Raw genomic sequence first — 10,541 nt, forward strand, 5'->3', positions numbered from 1 at the left:
TTGATTATTATGTGGTTAGTCTGATAATTGAGATAAATCATGCCACAGTTGACATTCGTCATTGGCTATTTGGTGAAGTTCTGTTGCCAGTGTAAGCATTTTTTCTGATTGTGGATGCCGGCAATATTTGACGGCTTGACTGGCAAAAGTACGCCACCGATCACCAATTTCAGTCAGTGTTTCAGCTGCTTTAGCCAATGTTGGCAGGTTTAGGCGCTGAGCCGATTCTTGTAAAAATGCGGCATAAAGATAACGAAAACCGGCGCCACCTGTGCCAATTTCTTCTTGCATTCGTACGATGTGTGCTAAGAATAAAACTTGTTTTGTTTCAGGCAGCTTCGATTGGTTTAAATTGGCGATTTTTTTCGCTAGTGTGTGAATTCCTTTACAGCCGACAAAAGGGAAAGGTGACAACATGGCTTTGGCATTTTTGCGAATCGCAGGCAAAATTGCGAGATTAATGCGGGTATGGTCAAAAGGCGTATTGATTTGCACGGTGTACATTAGCCTTTTGGGGCCAGTGTGCCTTTGGCGAAGCGGGCTTTTTGCAGGTCTTCTGCGGCGCACTGTTGGGGGTGCTCAAAAACAGGATCACTGATTAAATAATTATTATCATTTTTTCCGTAAACCAATAAATTGTGAGCATTAAAATGAAATCGCATTTCTGGTGGGAAATAAGGCAGCCAGAACACCGATGTTTGAATGCCGACCAAATGATTTTGTGATATGGCTTGATTCAAAGCTTGCTGGCCCATGAAAGGGTCATGAAATTTTTTGATAACCAATTTAATACCTAATTGTTTGCAGGTATTTTTGAGAATACTGCGTGGTAGGCCGCGATAGGAAACCAATGGCATACCCGATATCTTTACAAATGGGAAATACACAAATGATAATGCAGATGCCAAACCAAACACCATGGCTTCATTCAAGTCTATTTGGTGGTATTGGAGTAGTGTTGATAAAACGCCACTTTCACAGTGTGCCGTGTGCTGGTGGTGTTTGGTTTCAAAGTGCATGATGGTCCGGTAAATGAGTGAATTCAAAAAGCGATAATTGAAATGCGGCTAAATATTTGCGTAATTTTTTTTCAGGCAGCCGATTGAAGATTGCTGGCTGAAAATGACGTTTGATTTGCCACTGGAAAAAGCCTGTGGCCTGCGCCAATGAGCTGACATCATAACGATATTGATACATGCGGAAATACAACGGTGAATATTGCCCACAGACACACTGCTCATAGGCTACTTTGGCTTGTGTTGCTAGAGCATCAACAGCCAATTGTGTTGCGAACGTCTCGTCTTGCCAGCCGGTGGTGGTACTTTTTTGATAGTGGCCCTTTTCTGTGGCATAAATGACTTTAGTTTGACCTCGAAAAATGGGGCTATCGTCCTGAGGGATATCTTTAATCTCCATTGACAACCTCCAGCAGCATAAATGATGAAGAGAAGCGTCCACTTTCAGGAATAAAACACAGTATTTTTTGTCCTGCACTAAGGCTATGGGTGTGCATAAATTCATCCAGCATGATGTAAATCGATGCCGATCCTGTGTTGCCCTTCATTGGTAAATTGGTGAACCATTTGTGAAAAGGAATTTCAAAGCCCATATTTGATAACCCTACTGCCACTTTTTCACGGAAAAATTGTGAGGAGTAATGTGGGAGGAAATAATCAATATCATCAGCCTTCATGGGATGTTTTTTCAGGCAACCAGTCAGCGCTTTTTCTAAGGCATACGCAATAATGTTGTCGTTAAGCAGTTTAACGTCTTGCTTAACGCTCAATATGCTTTTTGACAACAACGTGTGTTGTGAAAACTCTTTCCAACCGGTAAACGTGTGGCCCACATATTCGCCCCCGGCATACATACAGGCAGGCATTTCATTCGCATAGGAAACCAATTCAATCCAGTGAATTTTTAAGCTGATTTGGTTTGTCGAAGGCGTATCGCTCAGATGAACTGCTCCAGCCCCGTCTGATAACATCCAGCGTAAAAAATCTTTCTCAAATGCAATTTCAGGCCGAATGGATTGTGTGGCCAATGATTTAATCTCACCTTGGAAGCCACGGGCACGCATCATGGCTGAGGCATTTTCTGCTGCACAGGCTATGGCCTGGTGGTGAGCACCCGCCAAAATGGCATAGTGAGCATACTTCATTGCGGCCATACCCGCTACGCAGACACCCGCCATGCTCACTACTTCGTAAGCAGGCGTTTGGGGCAGCAAACCATGAACCATAACGCCATGACCAGGCATGATTTGATCTGGATTGGACGTGCCGCAGGCCAATACGCCAACTTTATTGGGGTTTACCCCTTGTTGGAATAATTGCTGAATGGCTTGCGCTGCTAGTTCAGCGCAATTATGAGTGGCTTCACCCGTAACTGGGTCAATCGCATAGTGCCGAGTGTGGATGCCATTGGATTTTAGAATCAGTTTGCGCGCTCGTGAGGGGTTTGTGCCAACTTGGCCCAATATGTGTTCCATTTCATCGTTGTTGATGGGGTCATTGGGCAAAAAAGCCGTTGTGTGGGTGATGTAAACATGATGAGACATGATGATTATTCGCCTGAAGGCCAGCTGAAATATTGCTTTTGTTGTTGGATGTGTTTCTTAGTTAGAGGGCGGAGCAGCACTTTGATCGCGGCACTCAGAGGGGCAACGGTCAGTATGATACCAATCAGAAATACAATGTAAAAGACCAGTATGGCTTTTCGTAAGCCTGTAGAAACCGCCCCGGCAGAGAGTAAAAGTTTGCCCCATAGGTAAAAACTGCGGTGGGCAAAACGCTCGCTGGTAATCAATTTCTCGTTGATGGTAACGGCGCCTTGACCGCGCAGCATGGCCTCTGGAATGACACTGTTTTCAGGCAGCTCGAATAGGGTTTGCGCCAAATGGTGCCCCATGCGTTGTGTATCAAGAAAATCGGCTTCAGTAATGCCGGCAGGCGGTAGCCAAGAAAAGGCACGTTTTTTTCCTGTAAGCATCCAGTAAGGCGTGGTGATGAACGATGCGACACTGCCACAGCCATCAATTTTGACCACATTGTCTACCAGCCGTGCCTTGTTTTGTTGCAGCATCAGTTTGATTTTTTCCTGTGCCATGAGCCACATATTACGGCAACCAATTAAGGTGATAACTGGGGTGTTGTGCAGGATGGCGGCTGCCTGAGACGATTGTAAAAAAGCAGTCATGGGTTGAGCAGGCGATAAAAACCACACCGAATAAGCCAAAATAACCAAGTCATAGTGTGAGCGTAATGGTTGTGGCGCATTGATGGCCCTAGGTTGGAGGTGGACGGTTTCAGGAAATGTATTGAAAAACGTCATAAAAGGCCATGGAAAGGGAAAGTCAGTTTGAGGTGTTAATTTTAGGTATTCAACCACATGCTCTACACCAGAGAGCGGCTGCGTGAATGATTGGGTTAGATGGTCGAGTTGGCCTGTTTGTGAATAGCTCACCACCAAGATGTTCATCTTAGGCATGGGTGTCCTTGTCGTTTTTTTGCCAGGTTAGCTGTAGCAAGTGTTGTGGCAGTGAGGTGTTTAAGCGTATTTGTGCTGGCTGCTGCATAAACCAATTGCTGACGTTTCCAAAGTTTTGCCAAAGAGTCGTTGAAGTGGTTGGGGTTGGTCCCACGATGTTGATTCGCCCTAAAGGTTTTGACGAATTGCAGCGCGATGCAATCAAATGCAACCACAGACTGCCTTCTGGGGTCGCATCATTATCATGAATTTGATGTTCATAAGCCCAGCCGACCAACGCCTCTGTTGTTTTGCCTGCGGTGATGTCATTGAAGGCCAATAATAAGGGATTGGCTTGTTGGCTATGCATACTGCCGGTGGCGATGAATACGGTGGGGCCGTGTAATTGGAAGTGGTTTGCTACTTGAAAAATAGCCGCATTATGCAAGCCAGCGATGAGGTCAAACGGCCGGGGATAATTGTTGGTTAAGGTGCGTTCGAGCATATTACTGATGGTTGAGGGCGAACTAAAACGGCTACCCAAATAGACGCCGCATGAAGAGGATTGAGGTTGTAATGACACCACCCCAGCCATGGTCAGTTGGGTAAAGCGGCTGGAACGCCGCAAAGTTTTTGGGGCGTATTGTTTTAAATGCAGCTTGAGTGCGCTATCTAAATTTGTTGTGTTTAGCCATTGTCCTTTGGCGAGAATATGCAAACTACTCATCCTTGCCACTCCAGTACGAAGCCAAAGCATTGGCCGCCAAAACCGAAGAAATTCAGTAAATAAGAGCCTGGGAGTAGTTGCATGGCGTTTTCTGCGGGCGTATTGATTGAGAGAGATGTCGGGTTAGATGCAGACACATTACTTTGCAGGTAGGTAGGCAAATGCCCTTGTTTCAGGCAGCCGAACAGTACAGCCGTTTCCAGTACGGCACAGGCGCCCAAAGTGTGCCCTAATAAAGGTTTGAGTGAGAATGCAGGCGTATTGGCACACATCTCATTCATGATTTTCGCTTCATCGCTATCGGTGAGCAGAATGCCGATGCCATGAGTTTTAATGGCTTGTAACGGGAACTGGGGGCGCAGTGTGGCCAACATGTCGTGCATCAGTTGGCAGATAGCAGGATGTGATGTTTGGGTGATGTTTACCGTATCGGTTTGGCTGGTTGCCGTGCGCATGCAGCAAGGGGATGGTTTGCTACTGAGGGCCAATGCGGCGATGCCTTCGCCCAATTGCATGCCACAAGGCTGCATCGAAAATGGACTCAAATGACCGCTGCCCAACAGCCCCATGGCTGCAAAGTGGGCTAACGTTAGTTCATTAAAACATTCAAAGCCTACGACAATACACTCATCAAGCCAGTCCATCATAATCCATTGGCGGGCATAAGCCATGGCTTGGGCGCCAGACGTGCAGGCGCTATTAAACGACAATATCGAGTAGCCCGGGTAATGGTTTTGTAGAGATTCTATGATGTCGGTGAGCTGATAATCCAGCTGGTTCAGAGTTTGGACAATATCTGGGCTTGCTTGGAGTTGTCGTTCATAATCAGAGAGCAAATCAGCGGTGCTTCCCAAGAAAATACCACGTTGGCCGTGATGGGTCTTGGACCAGCCTGCTTCTGCAATGGCTTTTTCTATATGATGGATGATGATGGTTAAAATATTATCTCGACTGAGCTTTTCTTGTGGGAATGCCCGGAAATAAGGTTTACACAGGCAGCCTTGTGCGCTTGCAATCGAAATATCGGTGGGCGCGGTTATGTGTTCACGAATAGAGGAGGAGCAAATTTGGCTTTGTGCACAAGTAAACACGGCTGCCTGAAGGAACACATTACGCATGAGTTGTTCGCATAAAACGCATCAAATCAGCAATGGACATCATGTGTTGGCGCACCATACGATCGCCTTGAATGCGAATGCCATAATGCGCCTGTAGAGCCACACACAATTGCAAGGCATCCAAGGAATCCAGGTTAATGGTGCTGTGTGGCCCAAACAAAGGTGCTTCATCGGGCCAAGTGTCAATACTGAGGTTGTCTTTTTCACACTCTTGAATGATGAGCAGCTTTAAATTTTGAGATAAAAGCGCATCTGAAAGGGGTAATGTTGGTGAATTCATGATTTATATCCTGACTGCTTGGCGGAGCTGTCGACGATACCGCCAACTTGCCATGAGCATACACACAAGCCCAAACAGTGCCAAGCTTGCGCAGTAGGGCAGTATGGTGGGCAAATCAGCTTGGTTGAGCAGTAAACCCTGAAATGCGTTTAGCCCCCAGCTCATGGGCGAGATTAAGGAGAGGTGCTGCATGGTAGTTGGCATGACATAAGTTGGCACCATAATGCCACCCAGTGAAGCCATGATGATGATGCCGCCACCGCCCAATACCACGGCTTGTTCGGTGCTTTGTGATAGTGTGCTCACCCAGAAGCCATAACCCAAAGCACTGAGGCTAATGCAGGCTGAGAGTAGGCAATACAACCACCCTGAACCAGGGAGTGACAATGCCGGCATACCCATGATCGGCAGTGCCCAATGGGCTAAAGCCAGCATGCCCATAAATTGGATTTGATTGATTAAAAAATATGGTAAAAATTTGGCGGCGAGTAAGTGGCTTGCTGATATTTGAGCAAGACACAACCGCGTCAACGTGTTGGTGTGTCGTTCGCTTAGCATCACGTTGGACAGAGGAATCAAAATAAAAAACATCCCAAAAATCAACCATGCAGGCACACTTTGTTGTACGGAATTGGGTGTTTTCCCTGAAGATGAAGCCCCTTCGGTTACTTTAGGTGTTGCCAGAAATGTATTGATTGCGGCTGTGTCTGGAATGGAGGTGGCGTAAGCCGGTTTTCGTGATGTTGTCGTGAATGTATCTAAGTATTGTGCCAACACAATTTTGTTGATTGCTGCTTGCATTTGTCCATCAAAACCCAACTGCCAGGTTTTGTCTTTGCTGGGGTCGGATAGTACGGTCAGTGGTTTAAAGGCGGACAAGATTTGCATGTTTTTATTGGGATTGATGATGGTGGCATCCAACTGGTGTGCGTGGATTTTCTGCTGTAATTGTGTATTTGACTGTGATTCAATGATGACATGCATGCCTTGCTGGCTAAGTGTTTTTTGTAGCGCACGATCAAATTCTGGCTGGGCCGATGATTGGATGGCTATTTTTGCTTTACTTAAAGGGTCGCCATTGTCACTGAGTGCAAAGCACATAATCAACGTGAATAACAAAGGCATGAGAAACAAGACAGCCACACCATGTAAGTCACGACTGAGTAGTATAAATTCTTTGGTAAAGGCAAATAATTTCATTTCAGGCCGTCGTCTGTCGCAAAAAATCCAAATAAAATGATTCCAGGGTATTGTGCCCCTTGCGGATAAAGCGAATGGTGGCACCGCAGTCATGAATGGCGCGCAGAATCTCGGCAAGCGGTATTTCGGGACCAAACACCAAGCTACCATCTGCGCGAAGAGTGGCCGTGGGGAGCGTGGCTATTTGTGCTGTATTTAAACGGGGTTCCGTCTGTATCACACAGCTAGCTCGATTGGTATCCTGCAAAACGTCATGTACGGATCCGTGGAAGGCTAAATTGCCTTGATTGAGGATGGCGATATCTTGGCAGAGTAGCTCAATTTCTTGTAGATAATGAGATGTGTAAATGAGCGTGGTGCCGCGACTGGTCAGATCGTTAATTAAGTCGAAAATCAATGTTCGAGATTGGGGATCTACGCCGACAGTGACTTCGTCTAAAAAAATCAATTTCGGTGAATTCACCAGACCGATGGCTAGGTTGAGTCGTCGTTTTTGACCACCTGATAATCGGTGTGCACGCGCATGAATCTTGCCCGATAAATCCAAACGATTGAGCAAAGAATGTAAGTGGTGGGTGGCAACATCAGGATACAAAGAAGCAAAAAAACGTAGATTTTCCCATACCGTCAATTGTGGATAAAAAGCCAAATCTTGCGGCACCATAGCAATTTTCTGACGTTCAGATTTAGGCAGGTCAACCAGAGATTGGTTTTGCCACAAAATTTGCCCGCTTTGCGTGGGCAATAAGCCACTCATCAGCAGCATTAATGTTGTCTTGCCTGCACCGTTGGGGCCCAGTAAGCCCAGCGCCTTGCCAGGGACGATGTCGAGATTGATGTTGCACAATACAGGCAGAGGGTTGTTGGGGTAGTGGTAATCCAAGTCTTGCAAACGCATCATGGGTGAATTAATTTCGATTTTTAATCATTAAGCATGTATTTTAAGGTTTTTGTGGGCCAAGATGCATTTTTTCTGGTTGCGGCGGTATTCGGCTACTTGTATTTTACGCTCCGTAGAAGCGAGTCAATCATACGGCATCTATAAATTAGGCCTTATCGAAAAAAGCGCACTCAGGTTGCCTGAAAGTGGTTTTTAGCTCAGGTATTTTCAGCTACACTCTGAACATTCATTGGATAGGCAGTGTGATGATTGGTTTGATGATTGTGACCCATGAAACTCTGGGTCAGGCATACACGCAGTTGGCGGAGCATATTTTTGGTGCCATGCCTGAAAACGTGGCCATACTCAGTGTTCGGCAGGATGACCAGCCAGAGGCAGTACGGGCCAAAGCATTGGTATTGTTGGCGCAGCTGGATGAAGGGCATGGGGTTTTGGTGTTGACGGATATTTTTGGCGCAACACCTTGTAATGTTGCGCGCAACCTAATTCACAACGATAAAATGGTGATGATTACTGGCTTGAATGCCCCCATGATGGTAAAGGCCATGCAGTATGCAAAGGAAAGCAATGATTTATTGACGTTGGCCGCAGAAGTAAAGCGCGCGGCAATTAGTGGTATTTTGACAATAACTTATGACGATGTGAACGATAAATGATCAAACAAGAGATAAAAGTCATCAATAAGCTGGGCTTGCATGCACGGGCATCCAGTAAATTCACACAAATGGCCAGTAAATTTCAAAGTGAAGTATGGGTAACCCGCAAAGGGCGCCGTGTGAATGGCAAAAGCATCATGGGATTAATGATGCTGGCGGCGGCTCAAGGCTGCACCATAGAATTAGAAACGGATGGCATAGATGAGCAGGCGGCGATGAATGCATTGGTTGATTTGATTAATCATTATTTTGGCGAAGACGAATAATGAGCATTGTGCTGCATGGTGTTGCGGTGGGTGCAGGGATTGCCATCGGGCGTGCTCATTTGGTCACCCGCGGCATGGATGAAGTGCCGCATCTGGAGCTATTAGCAAGTGAGATACCCACCGAAATTACGCGCTATGAACAAGCAGTAAAAGCCACACGTCGGCAGCTAGAGCAATTGCGGGTAGCCATCCCAGAAAATGCACCGGCTGAATTGGGTGCCTTTATTTCTTTGCATTTGATGTTATTGAGCGATGTTAGCCTTTCGCGTGAGCCCATTGATCTTATCAAGGAGCAGCATATTAATGCGGAGTGGGCGCTCAAGCAGCAGACCGATAAATTAGCCGAACAATTTGATGCCATTGATGATGATTATTTACGCGCCCGCAAGCAAGATATGTTGCAGGTGGTGGAGCGGATATATAAAAACTTGAACGGGTTGTCAACTGAGGTGGCGGTTGAGGAAGATTTTGAAGATGATGCTGTTTTGGTGGCACATGATTTGTCGCCAGCAGATACCGTTTTTTTTAAAGATGGCCGTATTGCTGCATTCGTCACAGATGTTGGCGGGCCCACCAGTCACACTGCGATTCTGGGTCGCAGTTTGGACATGCCTTCCGTGATTGCCTTGGGTCATGCGCGCGAGTTAATTAGTGAAGATGAGTTGGTGATTGTTGATGGCAGCATGGGGGTCTTGATTATTGCGCCTGATGATGTGGTGCTGGGGGAGTACCGTCGCCGCATCCGCGAATTTCGCAGTCATAAACGGCAATTAAGTAAACTGAAAAAAACCGCCGCTACCACATTAGACAACATCAATATTGAGCTATTAGGGAACATCGAAACCATAGAAGACATCAAGAACCTACATAAACTGGGTGCTGATGGCGTAGGGCTGTATCGCAGTGAATTCAGTTATTTAAACCGAGATAATTTACCTACTGAAGAAGAATTGTTTGTTTTGTATAGCGACGTGGTAAAAAGGCTTAAAGGCAAATCGCTCACCATCCGTACCGTTGATTTGGGGGTGGACAAGAATCCGCGCTGGTTTGGGCAGAGTCATTCACTGAACCCAGCTTTGGGCATGACTGGTATTCGTTTGTGTTTGGCCGAACCAGTGATGTTTCGTACACAAATGCGGGCCATCTTACGTGCTGCCGTGTCTGGACCAGTGCGTATGATGTGGCCGATGATTTCGTCTGTCACTGAAGTACATCAATGCTTGGCGCATTTAGAAACCGCCAAGAAACAATTGGCAGAGCGAGATGAGGCATTCAATGCTGATATACAAGTGGGCGTGATGGTGGAGCTGCCTTCTGCCGCATTGTCCATTAATGCCATTTTGAAGCATGTGGATTTTGTGTCGGTGGGGACCAATGATTTGATTCAATATACTTTGGCGGCGGACCGAGGCGACGAAAGTGTCAGCTATCTTTACCAACCCAGCCATCCGGCGGTGTTGAAGTTACTGCATTATGTCATTCGTGCAGCCAATCGGTTAAACAAACAAGTTTCCGTGTGTGGAGAGATGGCGGGTGACGAACAATACACGCGTTTATTGTTGGGTATGGGCTGCGCCGATTCTCAATGAACCCCAATAATTTATTGGCGATTAAAAATCGCATCATACAAAGCGATGTGATTGTGTTGGAAACAGAGACTCAAAAAATCATGCGCAACGATGACCCGGATAAAGCCCTTAAGTTAATCAAAAAATTGAATGTATCGGTGGATGCGTGATGGATTGATGTAATTTTGTCAGACTTAGCACAGATTAACAGCAATTAAAATTGGTCTTCGTATAATGACACTCACAGTATTGCTGTAACACAAGCAGTCAGTAGTGAGTAAGTAACGTTTTCCCGCAACTTGGCCGCCGATATTCCCTCCCTTGATATCGGTGGTTTTTTTTTATCTATTTCGTGGG

At 46.2% G+C, this 10,541-nt stretch carries 10 protein-coding genes and 2 pseudogenes; 3 read left to right on the plus strand and 9 right to left on the minus strand.

The annotated features are described in order from the left end of the window. Positions 1–15: 15 nt before the first annotated feature. From A2F46_RS10920 to A2F46_RS10960, 9 genes and pseudogenes are all read right to left on the minus strand, one after another. A pseudogene (locus A2F46_RS10920) lies at positions 16–1,019 on the minus strand (BtrH N-terminal domain-containing protein). Continuing rightward, positions 1,009–1,416 (minus strand): hypothetical protein, encoded by a 408-nt coding sequence (locus A2F46_RS10925; protein WP_066570404.1) that lies wholly within the window; start codon positions 1,414–1,416, stop codon positions 1,009–1,011. The pseudogene A2F46_RS10920 and the gene A2F46_RS10925 overlap by 11 nt, the downstream one beginning before the upstream one ends. Next, on the minus strand, positions 1,406–2,560 hold the full coding sequence (locus A2F46_RS10930; RefSeq protein ID WP_066570406.1) for a beta-ketoacyl-ACP synthase III: 1,155 nt from the start codon (positions 2,558–2,560) through the stop codon (positions 1,406–1,408). Before A2F46_RS10930 ends, A2F46_RS10925 begins: the two co-directional genes overlap by 11 nt. A 5-nt stretch (positions 2,561–2,565) precedes the next feature. Continuing rightward, positions 2,566–3,489: a hypothetical protein gene (locus tag A2F46_RS10935; RefSeq protein WP_066570409.1), complete on the minus strand. Its 924-nt coding sequence runs from the start codon at positions 3,487–3,489 to the stop codon at positions 2,566–2,568. Continuing rightward, positions 3,482–4,195, minus strand: a complete 714-nt coding sequence (locus A2F46_RS10940; protein WP_066570412.1) for a hypothetical protein — start codon at positions 4,193–4,195, stop codon at positions 3,482–3,484. The genes A2F46_RS10935 and A2F46_RS10940 overlap by 8 nt, the downstream gene beginning before the upstream one ends. Further along, positions 4,192–5,313 carry a beta-ketoacyl synthase N-terminal-like domain-containing protein gene (locus A2F46_RS10945; RefSeq protein ID WP_066570418.1) on the minus strand — a complete coding sequence of 374 codons (1,122 nt, stop codon included), beginning with the start codon at positions 5,311–5,313 and terminating at the stop codon, positions 4,192–4,194. The genes A2F46_RS10940 and A2F46_RS10945 overlap by 4 nt, the downstream gene beginning before the upstream one ends. Then, the gene (locus A2F46_RS10950; protein ID WP_066570420.1) at positions 5,306–5,593 is read right to left on the minus strand and encodes a hypothetical protein; all 288 of its coding nucleotides are present in this window, start codon (positions 5,591–5,593) and stop codon (positions 5,306–5,308) included. Before A2F46_RS10950 ends, A2F46_RS10945 begins: the two co-directional genes overlap by 8 nt. Before the next feature lie 3 nt (positions 5,594–5,596). Further along, positions 5,597–6,793, minus strand: a complete 1,197-nt coding sequence (locus A2F46_RS10955) for an ABC transporter permease (RefSeq protein WP_066570421.1) — start codon at positions 6,791–6,793, stop codon at positions 5,597–5,599. Between the two features lies 1 nt (position 6,794). Beyond that, positions 6,795–7,694, minus strand: a complete 900-nt coding sequence (locus A2F46_RS10960; protein WP_066570422.1) for an ABC transporter ATP-binding protein — start codon at positions 7,692–7,694, stop codon at positions 6,795–6,797. A gap of 245 nt (positions 7,695–7,939) precedes the next feature. Here A2F46_RS10960 and A2F46_RS10965 point away from each other — a divergent pair, with 245 nt between their 5' ends. The 3 genes and pseudogenes from A2F46_RS10965 (at position 7,940) to ptsP (ending at position 10,354) form a co-directional block, all read left to right on the plus strand. Continuing rightward, positions 7,940–8,350, plus strand: coding sequence for a PTS sugar transporter subunit IIA (locus tag A2F46_RS10965; RefSeq protein WP_066570423.1), 411 nt, complete (start codon positions 7,940–7,942; stop codon positions 8,348–8,350). Beyond that, complete coding sequence (locus A2F46_RS10970; RefSeq protein ID WP_066570424.1) at positions 8,347–8,616, plus strand: HPr family phosphocarrier protein; 270 nt, start codon at positions 8,347–8,349, stop codon at positions 8,614–8,616. The genes A2F46_RS10965 and A2F46_RS10970 overlap by 4 nt, the downstream gene beginning before the upstream one ends. Further along, positions 8,616–10,354, plus strand: a pseudogene (gene ptsP / locus A2F46_RS10975) (phosphoenolpyruvate--protein phosphotransferase). Before A2F46_RS10970 ends, ptsP begins: the two are co-directional and overlap by 1 nt. Positions 10,355–10,541: the final 187 nt, after the last annotated feature.

Origin of the sequence: Snodgrassella sp. CFCC 13594 (assembly GCF_001590725.1) — a bacterium.
Taxonomy (GTDB): Bacteria; Pseudomonadota; Gammaproteobacteria; order Burkholderiales; family Neisseriaceae; genus Snodgrassella.

Excerpts from the sequence above, each read along its gene's own strand:
- A2F46_RS10925 (WP_066570404.1), bottom strand. The coding sequence starts at position 1,416 with ATGGAGATTAAAGATATCCCTCAGGACGATAGCCCCATTTTTCGAGGT.
- A2F46_RS10930 (WP_066570406.1), bottom strand. The coding sequence starts at position 2,560 with ATGTCTCATCATGTTTACATCACCCACACAACGGCTTTTTTGCCCAAT.
- A2F46_RS10935 (WP_066570409.1), bottom strand. The coding sequence starts at position 3,489 with ATGCCTAAGATGAACATCTTGGTGGTGAGCTATTCACAAACAGGCCAA.
- A2F46_RS10940 (WP_066570412.1), bottom strand. The coding sequence starts at position 4,195 with ATGAGTAGTTTGCATATTCTCGCCAAAGGACAATGGCTAAACACAACA.
- A2F46_RS10945 (WP_066570418.1), bottom strand. The coding sequence starts at position 5,313 with ATGCGTAATGTGTTCCTTCAGGCAGCCGTGTTTACTTGTGCACAAAGC.
- A2F46_RS10950 (WP_066570420.1), bottom strand. The coding sequence starts at position 5,593 with ATGAATTCACCAACATTACCCCTTTCAGATGCGCTTTTATCTCAAAAT.
- A2F46_RS10955 (WP_066570421.1), bottom strand. The coding sequence starts at position 6,793 with ATGAAATTATTTGCCTTTACCAAAGAATTTATACTACTCAGTCGTGAC.
- A2F46_RS10960 (WP_066570422.1), bottom strand. The coding sequence starts at position 7,694 with ATGATGCGTTTGCAAGACTTGGATTACCACTACCCCAACAACCCTCTG.
- A2F46_RS10965 (WP_066570423.1), top strand. The coding sequence starts at position 7,940 with ATGATTGGTTTGATGATTGTGACCCATGAAACTCTGGGTCAGGCATAC.
- A2F46_RS10970 (WP_066570424.1), top strand. The coding sequence starts at position 8,347 with ATGATCAAACAAGAGATAAAAGTCATCAATAAGCTGGGCTTGCATGCA.